The sequence below is a fragment of the Ruegeria sp. BHSC026 genome (assembly GCF_059613065.1).
Genome location: NZ_JBXWRV010000001.1, coordinates 525,665 through 544,650 on the forward strand (window position 1 = coordinate 525,665; position 18,986 = coordinate 544,650).

Annotated in this window: 17 protein-coding genes, 1 tRNA gene and 1 pseudogene; 11 read left to right on the forward strand and 8 right to left on the reverse strand. The window is 61.0% G+C overall.

Going from position 1 to position 18,986, the window contains the following annotated elements; genetic code table 11:
* The first annotated feature begins 60 nt into the window (after positions 1–60).
* Together AC2FME_RS02660 and AC2FME_RS02665 are read left to right on the forward strand one after the other, a co-directional pair.
* Positions 61–1,263: a pyridoxal phosphate-dependent aminotransferase gene (locus AC2FME_RS02660; RefSeq protein WP_496688940.1), complete on the forward strand. Its 1,203-nt coding sequence runs from the start codon at positions 61–63 to the stop codon at positions 1,261–1,263.
* A 13-nt stretch (positions 1,264–1,276) separates the two neighbouring features.
* A complete protein-coding gene (locus AC2FME_RS02665) occupies positions 1,277–1,678 on the forward strand; it encodes a hypothetical protein (protein WP_496680225.1) in 402 nt (133 codons plus the stop codon).
* Positions 1,679–1,682: 4 nt separating this feature from the next.
* On the opposite strand, the gene AC2FME_RS02670 is transcribed toward AC2FME_RS02665, so the two are convergent.
* Together AC2FME_RS02670 and ppk2 are read right to left on the reverse strand one after the other, a co-directional pair.
* Positions 1,683–3,035, reverse strand: coding sequence for an MATE family efflux transporter (locus AC2FME_RS02670; RefSeq protein WP_496799534.1), 1,353 nt, complete (start codon positions 3,033–3,035; stop codon positions 1,683–1,685).
* 92 nt (positions 3,036–3,127) lie between these two features.
* Positions 3,128–4,057 (reverse strand): polyphosphate kinase 2, encoded by a 930-nt coding sequence (gene ppk2, locus AC2FME_RS02675; RefSeq protein WP_496680221.1) that lies wholly within the window; start codon positions 4,055–4,057, stop codon positions 3,128–3,130.
* A 133-nt stretch (positions 4,058–4,190) separates the two neighbouring features.
* On the opposite strand from ppk2, the gene AC2FME_RS02680 reads away from it, so the two are divergent.
* Positions 4,191–5,069, forward strand: coding sequence for an alpha/beta fold hydrolase (locus AC2FME_RS02680; protein WP_496799535.1), 879 nt, complete (start codon positions 4,191–4,193; stop codon positions 5,067–5,069).
* 166 nt (positions 5,070–5,235) lie between these two features.
* Entirely contained in the window at positions 5,236–7,194 is a 1,959-nt protein-coding gene (parE, locus tag AC2FME_RS02685; RefSeq protein WP_496799536.1) for a DNA topoisomerase IV subunit B, read from the forward strand.
* 50 nt (positions 7,195–7,244) lie between these two features.
* Here the strand turns inward: parE and AC2FME_RS02690 are convergent, their stop codons facing one another.
* Entirely contained in the window at positions 7,245–8,228 is a 984-nt protein-coding gene (locus tag AC2FME_RS02690; protein WP_496799537.1) for a hypothetical protein, read from the reverse strand.
* A gap of 256 nt (positions 8,229–8,484) precedes the next feature.
* On the opposite strand from AC2FME_RS02690, the gene AC2FME_RS02695 reads away from it, so the two are divergent.
* The 3 genes from AC2FME_RS02695 (at position 8,485) to AC2FME_RS02705 (ending at position 11,134) form a co-directional block, all read left to right on the forward strand.
* Positions 8,485–9,258: a hypothetical protein gene (locus AC2FME_RS02695; RefSeq protein ID WP_496799538.1), complete on the forward strand. Its 774-nt coding sequence runs from the start codon at positions 8,485–8,487 to the stop codon at positions 9,256–9,258.
* An 87-nt stretch (positions 9,259–9,345) separates the two neighbouring features.
* Entirely contained in the window at positions 9,346–10,083 is a 738-nt protein-coding gene (gene ygfZ, locus AC2FME_RS02700; RefSeq protein ID WP_496799539.1) for a CAF17-like 4Fe-4S cluster assembly/insertion protein YgfZ, read from the forward strand.
* Positions 10,084–10,189: 106 nt separating this feature from the next.
* The gene (locus tag AC2FME_RS02705) at positions 10,190–11,134 is read left to right on the forward strand and encodes an ABC transporter transmembrane domain-containing protein (protein WP_496799540.1); all 945 of its coding nucleotides are present in this window, start codon (positions 10,190–10,192) and stop codon (positions 11,132–11,134) included.
* 55 nt (positions 11,135–11,189) lie between these two features.
* Here the strand turns inward: AC2FME_RS02705 and efp are convergent, their stop codons facing one another.
* Positions 11,190–11,753, reverse strand: coding sequence for an elongation factor P (gene efp / locus AC2FME_RS02710; protein WP_490361604.1), 564 nt, complete (start codon positions 11,751–11,753; stop codon positions 11,190–11,192).
* Positions 11,754–11,969: 216 nt separating this feature from the next.
* Here efp and AC2FME_RS02715 point away from each other — a divergent pair, with 216 nt between their 5' ends.
* Positions 11,970–12,290 carry a DUF6280 family protein gene (locus AC2FME_RS02715; protein ID WP_005982071.1) on the forward strand — a complete coding sequence of 107 codons (321 nt, stop codon included), beginning with the start codon at positions 11,970–11,972 and terminating at the stop codon, positions 12,288–12,290.
* A 155-nt stretch (positions 12,291–12,445) separates the two neighbouring features.
* The gene (locus AC2FME_RS02720) at positions 12,446–13,903 is read left to right on the forward strand and encodes a cobyric acid synthase (RefSeq protein WP_496799541.1); all 1,458 of its coding nucleotides are present in this window, start codon (positions 12,446–12,448) and stop codon (positions 13,901–13,903) included.
* Positions 13,904–13,906: 3 nt separating this feature from the next.
* On the opposite strand, the gene AC2FME_RS02725 is transcribed toward AC2FME_RS02720, so the two are convergent.
* From AC2FME_RS02725 to AC2FME_RS02735, 3 genes are all read right to left on the reverse strand, one after another.
* Positions 13,907–14,488 (reverse strand): hypothetical protein, encoded by a 582-nt coding sequence (locus AC2FME_RS02725; protein WP_496799542.1) that lies wholly within the window; start codon positions 14,486–14,488, stop codon positions 13,907–13,909.
* A 302-nt stretch (positions 14,489–14,790) separates the two neighbouring features.
* On the reverse strand, positions 14,791–16,209 hold the full coding sequence (locus AC2FME_RS02730; protein WP_496688960.1) for a TolC family outer membrane protein: 1,419 nt from the start codon (positions 16,207–16,209) through the stop codon (positions 14,791–14,793).
* Positions 16,210–16,304: 95 nt separating this feature from the next.
* Positions 16,305–16,958 (reverse strand): protein-L-isoaspartate O-methyltransferase family protein, encoded by a 654-nt coding sequence (locus tag AC2FME_RS02735; RefSeq protein WP_496799543.1) that lies wholly within the window; start codon positions 16,956–16,958, stop codon positions 16,305–16,307.
* A 226-nt stretch (positions 16,959–17,184) separates the two neighbouring features.
* On the opposite strand from AC2FME_RS02735, the gene AC2FME_RS02740 reads away from it, so the two are divergent.
* Together AC2FME_RS02740 and AC2FME_RS02745 are read left to right on the forward strand one after the other, a co-directional pair.
* A tRNA-Cys gene (locus AC2FME_RS02740) sits at positions 17,185–17,258 on the forward strand.
* Positions 17,259–17,420: 162 nt separating this feature from the next.
* Positions 17,421–18,836, forward strand: coding sequence for a tyrosine-type recombinase/integrase (locus tag AC2FME_RS02745; protein WP_496799544.1), 1,416 nt, complete (start codon positions 17,421–17,423; stop codon positions 18,834–18,836).
* Positions 18,837–18,887: 51 nt separating this feature from the next.
* Here AC2FME_RS02745 and AC2FME_RS02750 read toward each other — a convergent pair.
* Positions 18,888–18,986 (reverse strand): annotated as a pseudogene (locus tag AC2FME_RS02750) (IS5/IS1182 family transposase); the annotation flags it as partial.

The window sequence follows — 18,986 nt, forward strand, 5'->3', positions numbered from 1 at the left end:
TTGATCGTGTTTCGGGCGCACCCTATGACAGTCGGGACCAACATACAAACGGGGCCGTCCATGAGCTTTCTGTCTGCGACACTGTCGCGTGTCAAACCTTCGCCCACCATCGCCATGACGGCCAAGGCCGCCGAGTTGCGGGCCGCCGGGCGCGACGTCATCGGCCTGAGCGCGGGCGAGCCCGATTTCGACACCCCGCAGAACATCAAGGACGCCGCCGTCGCCGCCATCGCCGCGGGCAAGACCAAATACACCGCCCCCGACGGCATCCCCGAGTTGAAACAGGCCATCTGCGCCAAATTCAAGCGCGACAATGGGCTGGACTACACGCCCGCGCAGGTCTCGGTCGGCACGGGCGGCAAGCAGACGCTCTACAACGCGCTGATGGCAACGCTGAACCCGGGCGACGAGGTGATCATCCCCGCCCCCTACTGGGTCAGCTATCCCGACATGGTGCTGCTGGCCGGGGGCACCCCGGTGCCGGTGGAAACCACGCTGGAAAACCGCTTCAAGCTGACCGCCGAACAGCTCGAGGCCGCGATCACGCCCAAGACCAAGTGGTTCATCTTCAACTCGCCCTCGAACCCCACCGGCGCGGGCTATTCGTGGGACGAGCTCAAGGCCCTGACTGATGTTCTGATGCGTCACCCCCATGTCTGGGTCATGTCCGACGACATGTACGAACATCTGGCCTATGACGGGTTTCAGTTCTGCACGCCCGCGCAGGTCGAACCGGGGCTCTATGACCGCACGCTCACCTGCAATGGGGTCTCTAAGGCCTATGCCATGACCGGCTGGCGCATCGGCTATGCCGCGGGCCCCGTCGAGCTGATCGCGGCGATGCGCAAGATCCAGTCGCAATCGACCTCGAACCCCTGCTCGATCAGCCAGTGGGCCGCGGTCGAGGCACTGAACGGCACGCAGGAATTTCTTGCGCCGAATAACGGGATGTTCAAACGCCGCCGCGATCTGGTCGTGGACATGCTGAACCAGATCGAGGGCATCACCTGCCCCACCCCCGAGGGCGCGTTCTACGTCTACCCCTCGATCGCCGGGCTGATCGGCAAGACCACGCCCGCCGGGACGGTCATCGACAGCGACGAGGCCTTTGCCACGGCCTTGCTGGAAGAGGCCGATGTGGCCGTGGTGTTTGGCGCGGCTTTCGGCCTGTCGCCGAATTTCCGCGTCAGCTACGCGACCTCGGACGAGGCCTTGACCGAGGCCTGCACCCGCATCCAGCGGTTCTGCGCTTCCCTGAAATAACCCCGAGACCCCCATGTCCGCGACCCTACCCGAATACTATTTCCGCGTCCGCGAGAACGGCGCCGCAGTCTATCGGATCGACACGGAAAACCGACAGCGCCGGATCGAGATGGATCAGATCGCGGTCGTCAACATCCGCAATGGCGAGGTCAAGCCACACGGCCAGCGCACTCTGACCGAGGCCGACAAGGCCGAGATCGCCCGCTGGATGGAGGACCGCAAGGCGCTGTTGGCGCAGCGTGACATCGACGACATCCACCGAACCATCGACCATCTGAACCTGACGGCGCAATGGGCCCAGTCCAAGGCGACTGACAACCAGTTGGAACAGGTCACCGACCGGCTGCTGCTGGCGATGCATGACTTGCGTTCGGTCTTGGTGCGCAAGAAGGCCGACCGCCAGCCCAAGAGCTGAGAGGCTATTCGGCCGGCACGCCCACCGCCTTGACCGAGCGCGTCCAGAACCGTGTCATCAGCAGGACGGCGGCCGAAGCCAGCCCCAGCACCAGCCCCAACCAGACTCCGATACCGTCCATCCCGCGGATGAAGCCGAAATAGTACGAAGCCGGGATCCCCACGACCCAATAGCTGAGCCCGGCCATCACCATCGGCACCTTGGCGTCCTGCAGCCCGCGCAGCAGGCCCAGCGCGATTACCTGCGCTCCATCCACCAGTTGGAACAGCGCGGCCATAGCCAACAGCCCGGCCCCGATCGCCAGGATCTGCGGGCGCTGCGGGTCGTCCGATTCGACGAATACCGAGATCAGCGGCTCGGCGCAGGTCAGGAACAGGATGATCGTCATCACCGAAACCACCAGCGACATGCCCGTGACCGCGATTGCGCCTTTTTCCAGATGCGCGCGGTCCTTCCGGCCCAGCGCATTGCCGGCGCGGATCGTCGCCGCGTTGGACAGGCCCAGATGCACCATAAAGGTGGCCGAGGCCAGGTTCAGCGCGATCCCATGCGCCGCCAGCGGCACCTGCCCGATCCAGCCCATCATGAAGGCCGAGGTGGCAAACAGCGACACCTCTGCCAGAAGGGTCAGGCCAATCGGTACGCCAAGCTTCAGCACGCTGAAGAACATCTCCCAGTCCGGGCGCCAGAACCGCTGGAACAGACTGTGTTCCGGCAGGACCTTCACCGCGTAGATGATGACCGCCACCAGGGACACGGTCTGGGTCACCACCGAGGCGATCGCCGCCCCCATCACGCCCAGCTCCGGCGCGCCCCAGTTGCCGAAGATCAGCGCATAGTTGGTCAGGCCGTTGACCACTGCCGCCGCGACGGTGATCCACAGCACGATCTGCGTGCGCTCGAGCGCGGCCAGATAGGATTTCAGCACCATCACCACCAGCGCCGGAAACAGACCCCAGCCGGCGACCCTCAGATACTCGGACGCGGTCTGCGCCACTTGCGGATCCTGATCCGTGGCGATCAGAATCGGGTAGGACCACCACAGCAGCGGCATCACCAGCATGCCATACAGCAGCGACAACCACAGACCCATGCGGGTGCTGCGGCGAATGCTGGTTTCATCCTCCTCGGCAGCCGAGGTGGCAACCATCGGCATCACCGCCAAGCCGAATCCGCCCCCGAACAGGAACAGCACGAAATAGAAACTGCCGGCCAGCGTCACCGCGGCCAGCGCCTCGACATCGTACCGGCCCAACATGATCGTATCGGTCAGGCCGATGGCAAACTGGGCCAGATGACCACCGATCAAGGGCAGCCCCAGCACCGCAATCGCCCGGACATGGGCAGGATAAGTCATCACCTTGCTCATCCCGCCAGCCTTATGCCCGGCCCCGACACGGGGCAAGGGCTCATCTGGAAAATCTCGATCCGAGACCAGCTGCCCGCCGATCAGCTCGCCCGGGCATCAGGATGCAGGGCCGTGCCCAGGATGTGATCCGACCGGTGGACCACATGATGCGCCTGACCCACGATCAACGGATCGGGCTGGCCCACGACGTCATGATCCTTGTCCGGATAATCCAGCGTCGACAGGAAATGCCGCATGCAGTTCAGCCGGGCGCGTTTCTTGTCGTTCGACTTGACGATGGTCCAGGGCGCGTCGGCGGTGTCGGTATAGAAGAACATTGCCTCTTTCGCCTCGGTGTAGTCGTCCCATTTGTCCAGACTGGCCTTGTCGATGGGCGACAGCTTCCACTGCTTCAGCGGGTCGGTCTCGCGGCTCTTGAAACGGCGAAGCTGTTCGTCCCGCGTGACCGAGAACCAATACTTGTAAAGTTGGATCCCGGACCGCACCAACATGCGCTCCAACTCGGGCGTCTGGCGCATGAACTCGAGGTATTCGTTGGGGGTGCAGAACCCCATCACCCGCTCGACTCCAGCCCGGTTGTACCAGGATCGATCGTAGAACACCATTTCGCCGACCGTGGGCAATTCCTGAATGTAGCGCTGATAATACCACTGGCCCTTCTCCTCCCAGGTCGGTTTGTTCAGCGCGACCACGCGGGCCTGACGTGGGTTCAGATGCTCCATGAACCGCTTGATCGTGCCGCCCTTTCCAGCGGCATCACGACCCTCGAACAGCAGAACGAACTTCTGCCCGGTCTCCTGTGCCCACAGCTGCACCTTCAGCAACTCGGCCTGCAATTGGGCCTTTTGCTTTTCATAGACCGAGCGGGACAGCTTGGTGCGATAGGGGTATTCGCCGCTTTCGAAAGCCTGCCGGATCTTTTCGCGGGTCGGCGCCTCCGGATCCGCCTTCGGCTTGGCCGCGGCGGCCTCGGGCGTTGAGTTCGGTTTCTGCTGGGTCACTGCATCCATGCGATCACTCCGGTTTTGCTGTTCACCGAAACACCTAGCAAATTTGTATCTTTTTCGCGTTGATCCGTATCAAGTTGACTTCGCTCTCAGGTCCGAAAATGCTGGGCCAAGCGGCATCACCCAGGAATTGTGCATGAAAACCGAATATCTCGACCTGAACGGCCAGCCGTTCTTCGTCCGTCGCTGGGGCAATGCAGACCTTCCACCATTGCTGATGCTGCACGGCTTCCCGGAATACGGGGGTGCCTGGTCCGACCTTGCCCCGCACCTGGCGGACCATTTCCACTGCATCGCCCCCGACCAGCGCGGCTATGGCCAAAGCTGGGCGCCCGAAGGCACCGAGCATTACGTCCTCTCACAGCTCGTCTCGGACATGGCCGCCCTGATCGAACAGATCGGCGCGCCGATCACCGTTCTGGGCCACGACTGGGGGGCATCGGTGGCATACGGCCTCGCAATGTTCCGCCCTGGACTTGTCAGCCGCCTGATCATCGCCAATGGCGTCCACCCCTGCCCCTTCCAGCGCGAGATGGCCAAGGGCGGCGCGCAATCCCAAGCCTCGCAATACATCAACCAGCTCCGCGCGCCCAACTCGGCCGACTGGCTGTCCGTGGACAATTTCGCCAAGCTCGAACAGTTCTTCCGGCACGGCATGGGCACCGACTGGCTGACGCCCGACCAGATGCAATCCTATCGCACGGAATGGGCCCGCCCCGGCCGCCTCGACGCCATGCTGAACTGGTACCGCGCCTCGCCCCTGCAGGTCGCCGACCTCGGCAAGCCATTGGCCGACCCGCCGCAACTGCCGACCGAGCGGCTGCGCGTAACCTGCCCGCACCTGCTGATCTGGGGCCCCGAGGACAAGGCCCTGCTGCCGGAAACCACCGAAGGGCTCGAGGTTTTCGCCCCCGACCTCACCCGCGTCACCATCCCCGGCGCCGACCACTGGCTGCACCACCAGCACCCCCAGAAGGTCGCGCAAGCCATCCTCGACTGGACCGACAAGACCTGACCCGACCCTTCATCTGGCCTCAAATATCCCGGGGAGCGCGAGGGGCAGCGCCCCTCGCTCGCACAACGCCCGCCCCCGACTTTACCCACAACACCTCGCCCCCCTCTTTCCCAGACCCACATCACCTGCCATAATGGGCCCAAACCCAAGAACAAGAGCAGCCCCCATGCCCGACGACCTGTTGACGCCCGAATCCGCCGCCACCTACGACGCCTCCTCTATCGAGGTCCTCGAAGGTCTGGAGCCCGTCCGCAAGCGACCGGGCATGTATATCGGCGGCACCGACGAACGGGCGCTGCACCACATGGTGGCCGAGATCCTCGACAACTCGATGGACGAGGCCGTCGCCGGCCACGCCAACCGTATCGAGGTGGAACTGCACGAGGATTACGCGGTCACCATCCGCGACAACGGCCGCGGCATCCCGATCGACCCGCACCCGAAATTCCCCGACAAATCCGCGCTCGAGGTGATCCTGTGCACCCTGCACGCGGGCGGCAAGTTCTCGGGCAAGGCCTACCAGACCTCGGGCGGCCTGCACGGCGTGGGCGCCTCGGTGGTCAACGCGCTGTCGGATTCGATGGTCGTTCAGGTGGCCCGCAACAAGGAACTGTATGAACAGCGATTCTCGCGCGGCATCCCGCTGGGCCCGGTCGAGAAAGTCGGTGCCGCCCCCAACCGGCGCGGCACCACCGTCACCTTCCACGCCGACGACCAAATCTTCGGCCACCACCGGTTCAAACCCGCGCGCCTGTTCAAGTCGATCCGCTCCAAGGCCTACCTGTTCTCGGGCGTCGAGATTCGCTGGAAATCCGCCATCGACGACGGCGAAACCCCCACCGAGGCCACCTTCCACTTCCCCGGCGGCCTGTCGGACTACCTCAAGGAGACGATGAACGGCTCCTCGACCTATGCCGACCAGCCATTCGCCGGAACCGTCGATTTCAACGAGAAGTTCGGCACCCCGGGCAAGGTGGAATGGGCGATCAACTGGACGCCCTCGCGCGACGGCTTCATCCAGTCCTACTGTAACACCGTTCCCACGCCCGAGGGTGGCACCCATGTCGCAGGCTTCTGGGCCGCGATCCTCAAGGGTATCAAGGCTTACGGCGAGCTGATCAACAACAAGAAGGCCGCCCAGATCACCCGCGAAGACCTCATCACCGGGGGCTGCGCGCTGGTCTCGTGCTTCATTCGCGAGCCGGAATTCGTCGGCCAGACAAAGGACCGCCTGGCCACGGTCGAGGCGCAGCGGCTGGTGGAGAACTCGGTCCGCGACCATTTCGACAACTGGCTGGCCGCCGACACCAAATCCGCCGGCGCCATCCTCGACTTCCTGATCCTGCGGGCCGAGGAACGCCTGCGCCGTCGGCAGGAAAAGGAAACCGCCCGCAAGACCGCCACCAAGAAACTGCGCCTGCCCGGCAAGCTGGTCGATTGCTCGGCCACCAACCGCGAGGGCACCGAGCTGTTCATCGTCGAGGGCGACTCGGCCGGCGGTTCGGCCAAGATGGCCCGCGACCGCAAGACCCAGGCCCTGCTGCCCCTGCGCGGCAAGATCCTGAACGTGCTGGGCGCGGCCTCATCGAAACTGGGCTCGAACGCCGAGATCAACGACCTGACGCAGGCGCTTGGCGTGGGGCTGGGCAGCAAGTTCAACCTCGACGACCTGCGCTATGACAAGGTCATCATCATGACCGACGCCGACGTGGACGGCGCGCATATCGCCTCGCTGTTGATGACCTTCTTCTTCACCCAGATGCGCCCGATGATCGACGCGGGCCACCTGTATCTCGCCTGCCCGCCGCTCTACCGCCTGACCCAAGGCGCCAAGCGCGTCTATTGCCTGGACGAGGCCGAGCGCGACATGTGGCTGGAAAAGGGCCTGGGCGGCAAGGGCAAGATCGACGTCAGCCGCTTCAAGGGTCTGGGCGAGATGGACGCCAAGGACCTCAAGGAAACCACGATGGACCCCAAGTCACGCAAACTGATCCGCGTGACCATCGACGAGGACGAACCCGGCGAGACCGGCGACCTGGTCGAGCGCCTGATGGGCAAGAAACCCGAACTGCGGTTCCAGTACATCCAGGAGAACGCACGGTTCGTGGAGGAGTTGGATGTTTGAGTGAGATTTATCGTCGTCGAGTGTTTGGGTCCATAAAGGCCAAAGCTGTTTTAATTTCCACCCCACCACTCAGGCGAACTAATTTCAGGAAATTGTTGAGATGTACGCCAGTGCGCGCGGCCAAGTTGATCAAGCCAACCATCGTTACCGTGCAGACTGGACCCCGTAATATCTCGCACTTGACCATCAAAGAAACTTAGGTATGGCTCGTCTTTCAACATAGGATAAGCTGACAAATATAACTTTGCTGTATCGAGCCATCGGATGTCTTCGTTTTCATCCTGTGCCCAAACCAAGGCCTTAATATAGCAATTCATGTTCTCGTAAATTGGAGATGTTTCGCTTCCACAAAAAGACAAAGCATACTCTTGAAAAGTCGGATCAATAAATATTGGTTGTAACTCCCAAGGCTCAAACAACCTCTTTGGAATAGCTGCCGAAATTATTGAAAGATCACGAGAAGCCGTTTCAAATACCTGATCTTCTACCCATTTTGGAACGCGCATCTCTTCTAAATACGATCTAATATTATTTCGAGAACCACGAAGCGTCTCCTCGTATTCGTTGAATGAGTAAATGTTTGACGCCAAGTATGACCTGTGCAGACCAACCGAGCCGAAGCGCATTACCCCTCCAAACCAGACCAATGCACACGCTGAAGCGCATGTGCAATTGCCTTGAGCTTCATGAAGCTCTCCATATGCATCTTGGCAAGAAAAGTCTTGCAAAAGAAAATTCGGCGCGGAAACAGCCAGACGGTACTTTCGCACCATTCTTCCAATCGCAATTGCCTCCGAAACAGAACCGCCACGAGACCGAAGCACAATTTGCTGAGGTGCTTCGTTTTTGGCCGCAAGCGAATATAGAAAATCAGCGCTATCTCCTTCTACAATGTCCCCAACAAAATACATCTTGTTCTTGTGCCAAAAAAACTCGGCCGCCAAAGATTGATTCGTTAAGAACCCTGAGAATGCTGCAACAAACAACACATAAACAGAAAAGTTGAAAACTCGATGCGCTCTGACCTTAAACATGTGAGCCCCTCTTCTTTGAGTCAAACCGAGACTATTGGGGAATGTCCATATTATCAACGGCATAGAAGCAACCCGTAGGGTAGGTTTCCAACCCACCTCCACCCCGACAATTCCCATCGCAACGGTGGGGTAAAACCCCACGCTACCCCAACCACAAACCCCGCGCTGCCGATGGGCGTGCCCCACCCCAACTCACCCCACCCTACATCTTCGTGAGCCCCATTGCCTGCGCCCCCCGGCCCCGTAGACTCGCCGCATGAGTTTCATCACCGATAACCAGCTTCTGTTGCTGTTGCTGTTCTTTGCCGCCGGGCTGGTGGGCACCGCCTTTCTATTCCGCAAACCGGCCGGGCACCGGGCGTGGAAGCTGGCCGATCTGGTCTGGGTCGTGCTGGGCGGGTTGGGCGCGCTGGTGGCGGTGCTGGCGGGGCTCTATACCGCCGACAGTTCGCGCCTGGATCGGCAGATCGACGTGGCCTATGCCGCCTCTAGGGCCTTTGACCGCGACGCCGCGCGGTTCCGGCTGCGCTTCTGCGACCCGGCCTATGACCCCGACACCGCCGTGCTATGCGACAAGGTCGAATTCCTGTCGGCCTCGACCGCCAACAATGCCGACCTGCCCCTGTTCATCGCGGTCACCAACGAGGTCGCGCCGCTGCAGGGCCTGCACTTTCTGCTGGGCGGCCGCAGTCGCGCGCAGATGGACGAGATGCACGAAAAGGCCGCCCGGGCCGATGCCTTCGACATCGAGCAGTTCCTCATCTTCGCCACGCTTGACGACAAAACTCAGGAGGCGATCGACAACATGCGCCGCAAGGTTCCGGCCATCGCCGGCGACTACATCATTCTGGCCCAAAGCTATGACGACCTGATCGAACAGGTGGGGAAGCTGAAGGATGAATGGGAATACCTGCAGGCCAACGCGCATATTCTGGTTCTGCAGATCATCGCGCTGTGCCTTGTCAGTTTTGCCGCCCCGTTCCGTCTGGGAAAAGCGGTGGTAGAGCTGCGCAGCAGCCTGGGTGCCTGACCGCATGCGCCTCGGTGGCGAAACCTCTGGCCTTGCCGGTCCATTCGCTTATATGAACAGCCGCACCGATTGCACGAGGACCCAAAGATGAGCACCCGCCGCATTGTGCGCCTGACCGGCGCGGATACCGACAGCTTTCTGCAAGGTCTGGTCACCAATGACATCCGCGGGCTGGACCACGGGCTGGTCTATGCCGCGTTGCTGACGCCGCAGGGAAAATACATCGCGGACTTTTTCCTGAAACGCGATGGCGACGGCGTGCTGCTGGACGTGGCCGAGGATCTGGCAGACATGCTGATCAAACGGCTGAGCATGTACAAACTGCGCGCGGACGTGACGCTCGGCGAAACCGAGCTGCATCTGCAGCGCGGAACCGGCCCGGCGCCCCAAGGCGCCCTGTCCGACCCGCGTCATCCGGATTTGGGATGGCGCGCCTATTCGCCCGCCGCCGAGGCCGATGACGGAACCGACTGGGACGCGATCCGGGTCGCCCATTGCATTCCCGAAAGCGGGATCGAACTAACGCCCGACACCTATATCCTCGAGGCCGGGTTCGAGCGGCTGCACGGGGTGGATTTCAAAAAAGGCTGCTATGTCGGGCAGGAAGTCACCGCCCGCATGAAGCACAAGACCCAGCTGCGCAAGGGATTGCAGGTGGTTGGAATCGAAGGCGCCGCCCCGGTCGGCACCCAGATCACGTCCGAAGGCAAACCAGCGGGCACCCTGTTCACTCAATCGGGGGGCAAGGCCATCGCTCATCTGCGGCTGGACCGCGCCGGCGCGGACATGCAGGCCGCGGATGCGCGGCTGTGGCTGATCGACTGACCTCTGTTGCTCAACCGGCACGACCCTGAACGGGGCTTGCGCAGGGCATTCCTCCGGTGCGGTACCCGGAGTAGAACAGGCAGGCACGAATTGAACGGGCCGAGGGATGCTGAGACTGTACGCAACCATCTGGCGCGCCAGCGCCAAGCGGCAGGTCATACTGATCCTGCTGTCTCTTGCAGTTGCTGCGCTGGCCGCTGCGCCGCTGGAATTTCAGCGTGACATCATCAACCACCTGACCTCGGATGCGGTCGAAAAGGCCCAACTGATCTGGATGAGTTCCGGCATGATGGGCGTCATCCTGCTGAGCCTCGCCCTGAAATGGTTGCTTGGATATCGCGCTGGCACGCTGGGCGAGGACATGATCCGCCGGATCCGCCGATTGCTTCTGGCGCGCGCAAAAGATGTTGACGAGGCCGACGAGGATGTCGGGAAAGGCACGCTGACAACGGCCATTTCCGCCGAGGCCGAAGAGCTTGGCAAATTTGCCGGCGGCGCTTTCACCGATCCGGTCGTGCAGATCGGCACATTGGTCAGTGTGATCGCCTACATCTCGTCCACCCAGCCCTGGCTGGGTCTGATCGCCTTGTCGATGATCGCACCGCAGATCGCCATCGTGCTGATTTCCCAGCGCAAGGTGAACCGGTTCGTCGCCGAGCGGGTGCGCATCCTGCGCAGCGCCACAGATCATCTGACCACCGACGACCTGGAACGGGTCACCCAGGACATCCATGACCAGTTCGACGCCATCTACGAGACCCGGCGCCGAATGTTCCTGTGGAAGCTGTCCGCCAAATTCGCCCTGAGTGCGATCAACGGCGCTGGTACGGTGGCCGTATTGATGCTGGGGGGATGGCTTGTCCTGAACGGCAAGACCGACGTGGGCACCGTGGTCGCGGCCACCAGCGGGTTGGCGCGTATCCAAGGCCCCACCGCGTTCCTGATCGCCTTCTACCGGCAGGTCAGCGCCAATCGCATCAAGTTCGAGCTGATGCTGGAACTGTTCGGCCCTGACCGCGAACGATACCGCCGACCCGACGCGCGGGCATGAAAAGGGCCGCCCCGGGTCTTCCGGCGCGGCCCTGATCCGTATCCGTGACGCGACGTTACGCGCGCTCGGAATATTCCATGGTTTCGGTATTCACCACGATCATCTCGTCCTGCGCGATGAAGGGCGGCACCATGACCTTGACGCCATTGTCCAGAACCGCCGGCTTGAACGAGTTCGCGGCGGTCTGTCCTTTGACGACCGGCTCGGTCTCGACGACCTTGCAGGTGACCTTTTGCGGCAGTGTGGCGTTCAACGCCTCGTTTTCATAGAACTCGACGACGATGGTCATGCCGTCCTGCAGGAACGGGCGGCGCTCGCCCAGCAAATCGGCAGGCAATTCAATCTGTTCATAGGTTTCCGCATCCATGAATACCAGCATGCCGTCGTTCTCGTACAGGAATTGCTGGTCCTTCTGCTCCAGCCGCACCCGCTCGACCTTGTCCGCCGAGCGGAATCGTTCGTTCAGCTTGGTGCCGTTGCGCAGGTTGCGCAGTTCGACCTGAGCAAAGGCGCCGCCCTTGCCGGGTTTGACATGCTCGACCTTGACCGCTGCCCACAAGCCGCCGTTGTGCTCCAGCACGTTGCCCGGACGAATTTCGTTCCCGTTGATCTTGGGCATGAGATAAATCCTTCACACAAGGTTGATGCGTTCGTTGCCGTCCCTATATCTGGCGGGAACAATCCATGCAAGACAACGAAACCTAGTGCTGCACCCGCAGAGAGCTATGCAAATGACGCAACGCAACCATGCAAATTAGGTGTATCCGAATCGCACTAAATCGGTCATAAGGACCGCCACGCCGAAAATTACAAGAGCAAGAACAAGGAAGACGAGATGAGAGATTTCGTTGACGGCACCGCCTTTAACAATGAACAAGGCAACCGTGCCCGCAAACTTTTCGCGGCTGTTGTACTGGCTGCCCTGGATGACGCCATTGCCGATGACAAGAAATACGGCAACGGCCCGGAACAGATTGCCCGCTGGGCCCGCTCGCGCGATGGGCGCGAGGTGCTGACCTGTGCCGGCATCGACCCGAACGAACGCGTCGTCAAAGGCCTGATGGAATTCGTGGGCCGCGGTGTGCGGACCTCGGTTGCCCTGTCGCGCGAAGAAAGCGAGCGTCGGAACGCCGCACAGCAGGCCGAAGCCGCCTGAGGCTTTGCCGTATTTCAAAAAGGCGCGCCCGCGATTGCGGCGCGCTTTTTTGTTGCCCGGACATCCGATGTCGGAATCAGGGCGCCATTCGCCCGTTCCGCGCTTTCCTTGGCCGCTCAAATAGGCTCATCTGCCACCAACCGCAGGAGGCATGAATGGTGCGCGCGATCATGATTCAAGGCACCGGCAGCAATGTCGGGAAATCGGTACTGGTGGCCGGCATGGCGCGGGCCTTTGCCCGGCGCGGCCTGCGGGTGGCGCCGTTCAAGCCCCAGAACATGTCGAACAACGCGGCCGTCACCGAAGATGGCGGCGAAATCGGGCGTGCGCAGGCGCTTCAGGCCCGCGCCGCAGGCCGTGCCCCGCATACCGACATGAACCCGATCCTGCTGAAGCCGGAAACCGACACCGGCGCCCAGGTCATCGTACAGGGCCAGCGCGCCGGAACCATGCGGGCCAAGGATTATCGCAAGGACAAGTCCCGCCTGCTGGCCGCCGCGCTGGAGAGCTTTGACAGATTGTGCGCCAATGCCGATCTGGTTCTGGTGGAAGGCGCCGGCAGCCCGGCCGAGACCAATCTGCGCAAGGGCGACATCGCCAATATGGGCTTTGCCTGTGCCGCCGGTGTTCCCGTGATCTTGGTGGGCGACATCCACCGGGGCGGCGTGATCGCGCAGATCGTGGGAACACAGGCGGTTCTGGAGGCGGGCGATCTGGCGATGATCCGGGGCTTTGCGGTCAATCGCTTCAAGGGGGATGTCAGCCTGTTCGATGATGGCCGCGACGACATCGCGGCCCGCACTGGGTGGCCCTGCCTGGGCGTGGTGCCCTGGTTCGACGACGCGTGGAAACTGCCTGCCGAGGACATGATGGACATCCGTTCAGCCCCGGGCGGAGCGGTCAAAGTGGCCGTGCCACAGCTTGAGCGGATGGCGAATTTCGACGATCTCGATCCGCTGTCGGCCGAACCCGGCGTCACGGTCGAAATCATTCCCGCCGGCCGCGCCCTGCCCGGCGATGCCGATCTGGTGCTGCTGCCGGGCAGCAAGTCCACCATCGGCGATCTTGCATTCCTGCGCCGTCAGGGTTGGGATATCGACCTGTACGCGCATGTGCGCCGCGGTGGTCATGTTCTGGGTCTGTGCGGCGGATATCAGATGCTGGGCAAAACCATCTCGGACCCCGACGGCGTCGACGGGCGGCCGGGTGCGGTCCAAGGCCTGGGCCTGCTGGATGTCGAAACGGTCATGGCCGGGGACAAGCAGGTCCGCCTGCGCACGGCCAAAGCACTGCCCGGCGGCGAACCCGTCAGCGGATATGAAATCCACATGGGGCGCACCGACGGCCCCGATTGCGCCCGCGCCTGGCTCGAGGTCGAGGGACGTGCCGAAGGCGCCGCCAACGCCAGCGGCCGGGTCCGGGGCAGCTATCTCCACGGGGTTTTTTCCTCAGACGCCTTTCGGGCGCGCTATCTGCGGCAGTTGGGCGTCAAATCCGACCTGGCCTATGAGGACGGCGTCGAACAGACCCTCGATGCCCTGGCCGATCACCTTGAAGAGCACATGGATCTGGATCTTCTGCTGTCCATGGCGGCGAAACCGCAGCGCGGCTGAGGACTACTCGAGCTCTCTTGCATCCAATGCGCGGTTGATTTCGCGCCGGACCAGCTTGCGAATGTTTCGGGTGATCCGCTCGCCCAGTGCGCCTTGCAGTTCTTCGCGCACGACCTGGGCGATCAACGCCTTCAGTTCTTCGACCTCCATCGTCGCGGTGGCCTCTACATCGGTCGCGACGGTCTCGACCGCCCCGCGATCCCGCACGAATTGCGCTGTCGTCTGCGGCTGCTGCGCTTGCAAAGACTCGTCGCGTTCGGTCTCGGCTGCCGTTGTGGCGCCCCCGCCGGCTTCGAAATCCCAGTGGATGCGCCGAGTGCGGGTTCCCGCATATTCGTCGCCACTGTTTCCATCGGGTTCCCATTGATCTTCTGTCCGAGCGATTGCCGCCTCCAAGGCTTCAATCTTGGCACTCAGACTGCCGGCAAGATCCCGTGGACCGGTCTGATTCTCTTTTGGCAGAGCACCAGCCTTTTCTGCCGTCGTTTCGGTGGCGGTCGGATAGACCCGGTCGGACGCACTGAGAACCATCGGCTCGGGCTTCTGGTTTGCGGGATGAATGCTCGCGAACTCGGCGTCCTTCATCAGAAAGGCGTCAACCGAGAAGTCCCGTGCAAGGCTCGACAACCCGGTCCCACTCTGCGAAGGCGGATCGGGTGCGTCCGAGACTCGCAGCGACTGGGACAAAACCAGCCGCCCCGGTTTCGGCCGGGAGCCGGCGCCTGGCTCAGCCTTGCGCCCCTGATCGCCGACAAGTCGCTTGATCGACGCTAAAACGTCCTCGACACCTGCTGTGACACTGCTATCCGACATGGCTCTCTACCGATCTGGCCTTTTGATCGACTGTAACCAAACAATCGGTGCGGAACAACAGATAGTGCGCGCGATCACTCGCGACGCAACGCCTTGAGCACACGATCCAGATCCCGGCTTTGCTTGCTGATCTGCGCCGGCGCTTTCTTGACCAGGTTGTAGTATAGCGTCGGGTCATAGATCTGGACGGCCAAACCAAGACGTTCGGCGGTCAAAAGCCCCTGCGCCTGAAGCAACTGGTAGGCCGCCAGCGAGCGTTCGGTCCGCGATGCGATCTCGGCCAGTTGCGCATCCAGCAGGTCTTGCTGTGCGGTCAGAACATCCAGCGTGGTGCGCGCGCCTAAGGTGGCCTCTTCGCGGATGCCGTCAAAGGCGACCTGAGAGGCCCGGACCCGCTCTTCGGACGCGCGCAGGCTGGCCGTCGCGGTCTGGAAGCGGACATAGGCGTTGGTCACCCCCTGCGTGATGTCTTTCTGCACGTTCAGCAGATTGGCCCGCGCGGCATCCCGCTGCGCCATGGCGCGGCGAACGTTTGCCGCCAGACGGCCGCCCGCATAGATGGGCTGGTTCAGATTCAGAGAGATCGACGCGTCGTTGGTGTAGTCGTCGTTGTCGTAGCTCTCGGTAATCCCGACATCGGCATTCAGGCTGACATTCGGGCCAAGACCCGCGCGTTGCTGCTGAACCACCAGATCGAGGGCGCGCACCTGATGCTGTGCGGACAGGATGGCCGGGTGGTTCCGCATGGCCAGGCTGATCGCCTCGTCCGCAGATCGCGGCAGTGCCGGCAGACTGGGCTGCCCCGCCGTGCGACCCGGAGTCTTGCCCACCGCATTCACATATTCAGCCTGCGCCGTGCTGAGGTTGCCGCGCGCATCGGCGAGATCGGCCTGCGAGCTGGCCAGTTGCGACTCGGACAGGGCCACGTCCGTGCGGGTCACTTCACCCACCTCGAAGCGGTCCTGGGTCGCGCGAAGCTCCTCACCCGACAGGTTCACGTTGTTTTGGCGGATTCGGACCCGCTCTTCTTCCAGCAAAACACCCAGATAGGCCGTTGCGGCCCGGAACAGCACCTGCTGCTCGATATCGATCAGCGCCTGCCGGGTCGCCAGAACGGTTTCCTGCGCCGACTGCTTGCCCAGCAAGGATGCGCCGCCGTCGTACAGCAGTTGGCTGAGCGTTATCCCCGAAAAGAATCGCGAGGGTTCGACCGATGTTACCGTCGTTCTGATCCGGTTCTTGGTGTAATCCTGACTGACCCGAACGGTCCAGTTGATGATCGGGCGCAGGGCCGAAAGCGCGATCGCGACGTCTTCATCAGCGGCCCGCAACAGCGCGCGGTTCTGCTCCAGCAGGCCGCTGGAGTTGTAGGCCCCGATGAACGCATCGGTCAGGTTGTCTGCCCAAGCCGTCCGCTCGGACGCTACATTCAGTGCAAGGCAGGCTGAAAACACCAACCCCTTGATCAGTTTCGCTGCTGATGTCCCACGCATAATCCAACCCCGTAAACCAAAATTTGTTCTGATTTCGGAACAGTTTGCGGCCAGATTCTCAACTAATCAATAGGGAACGGAAAAGTGTTTCCGAACTATAGCGAAAATGCCCGTTCTTTAGCAAATCCCGGCAAGACCGGCGCCGCGGCATTGAACGCGTGGCGCCAAGTCACGCGCCCGCCGACCTTGCGACCGATCCGGACGGTGCCCAGATTGCCATTAACGAACAGGCAGGCAATGCGGCCATGTTCCTTGAGCTGTTCCAGCAACGCGTCCGGAACCCGTTCAACCCCGCCCTGAACCATGATCACGTCATAGGGGCCATGCTCGGCGGCCCCTTGCGCCAATGGGCCGACATGGATGATCGCATTGTCGATATCGGCCTGGCTGAGATTGGCCTGCGCCTCGGCGGCCATTGCCTCGTCTTCCTCGACGCCCACCACCAGTTGCGCCATGCGCGCGGCGACGGCTATCGAATAGCCATAGGCCGGACCGATATCCAACACGACCTCGTCATTGGAAATATTAAGCGCGTCCAGCATTTTGGCCAGGGTCCGCGGCTCCAGCAGGCACCGACCGCCCCCCAGATCGATCAAATCGCCGACATAGGCCACCTCGCGCTGGGAATCCGGCACGAAATCTTCCCGCCGGATTTTCAGCATGGCATCGATAATCGGAAACTTTGTGACATCGGACGGCCGAATCTGGGTATCGACCATCGTTTGGCGTCGGGCTGCGAAATCCGTCATGTGACCGCTCAATCATTTCCCTGGTTCGGATGGCTTTTGCCACAATGCACGCGCCCCGGCAACGGCCCTTGCACGCAAATTCCGGCCCGCGACAATTGGCGTTGCGTCTCGAATACCGGTGACGGCCATTTCCCGTGCAGATTCTTTGCGCGCCCTCTGGACGCCGCGCGGGAAAGCTGCTAGAACCGCTGCTGCACCACGGCAAGTAATTGATATTGCTTGAAAAGGCGAGTTGGCGGAGTGGTGACGCAGCGGATTGCAAATCCGTGTACACCGGTTCGATTCCGGTACTCGCCTCCAATATCTAGTATTTTTCCTCAAATAATCCACGAAAAACCACTAGATTTAGCTTTCAGAAATTCGTGCACAATTCGTACACAGTCCGCGTGCAGATTCGAATGCAATTTGAGACCTTTTGCCGTATACTGAGAAAAAACAGGCAACTAGGCGAAGCAGCACGCGATGAGCTACGGCGTTACCACTGTAAATGTGCACAAAAAACTGAAGCTGGATAAGCGCCAGGGCAGCGAAAATTGGTACGTGCGGCTGACTTTGGACAACGGCAAACGTGTTGTTAAAAGCACAAAGACAGACGACTTAGAGGAAGCAAAAGAACGCGCAATTGAATTGTACCACGAGACCAAAGCGCGCATCAAAAACCACCTCCCCGCTCAAACCCGCAAATTCAAGCATGTTGCTGAATACGCGATGGCGCGAATGCAGCGCGAGCTTGATGAGGGTGGCGGCAAACAAGCTTACAAAGACTACATCTCTGCGCTACGCATTTGGCTCATCCCGTATTTTGGCAACACGGATGTAGCAAAGATAGATTTGGCTGCACTGACGGCTTTTGACACGTGGCGCACTGAGACGAACAAAAAGCCGTTCTCACAAAGCGGCATCAATAATCACAATGCAGCACTGAACAGAGTACTGGACGAAGCAGAACTGCACGGCTGGATCGTAAAATCCATGCGCCCCACCCTTCTTAACAAAGGCGTTAAAAGCGAAAGCAGAGGCAGCTTCACTGACGCAGAATACAAGAAGATTTATACGGCGCTACGTGCTTGGCACAAAAAGACGAAAGACAAGAAGGCGATTGCGACGCGCGAGGTACTGCGAAACTACGTGCTGTTTCTCGCAAACACTGGCGTGAGGCATGGCACAGAGGCATTGCGGCTGCGTTGGCGCAACATTGAATGGCAGGAAAATGACGGCGAGCGCTATTTGGTGGTGAATGTAGACGGGAAAACACGAAAGAGAAGCGCAGTGGCGCGAGACACTGTGGAAGGCTACTTGGACAGACAAAGTAAGCTGAACCCCAATCTCAGCTACGACAGCTTCGCTCAGCTCATCGCAGCCAAATCCAACGAACATGTATTCACGACGCGCTTAGGCAGTGTTGCAAACATCGCGAGCTTAAACCGCGCATTTAATGCGCTACTGGACGACTTGGGATTGAAGTTTAGCGCGGATGGCAAATCCCGCACTTTGTACAGCTTGCGGCACTACTATGCGACGCGGGACTTGAAGCGCGGCATCAGCACCCACGCCTTGAGCAAACAAATGGGCAATAGCACTGCGATGCTGGACAAGCACTACAGCAAATACAGTCCATTGCTTAATGCTGAAATGCACAGCGGACGAGACATGCGAAAAAGCCAGAAGAAGGAAACGGCGGCAAATGTAGGGGGCGTGGTGGATACAGCGTTCAATATGCTTGCGGCGGGCAAGCTAGATGAAGCAGGACTGCTGGCGGCTTTGGGCGTTGAACGACAGAACTACGTGGTGACAGAAGAAATTGCGATGAAGGCGCTGACGGCAAAAAATGATGACTTGATAGAGGGCGAAACTTTGCTGCGGATACTGAACGGCTGACAAGCTGCCTGCTCACTCAAGCTGCCCGCGCACATCGTCTAGGGTCAGGACTCATAACCAGTATATGACGAGAGCGGCAAGGGCGATGGCGGACAGGAAGACTTTCGGGCATCTGTCGTAGCGGGTTGCCACCCGCCGCCAATCCTTGAG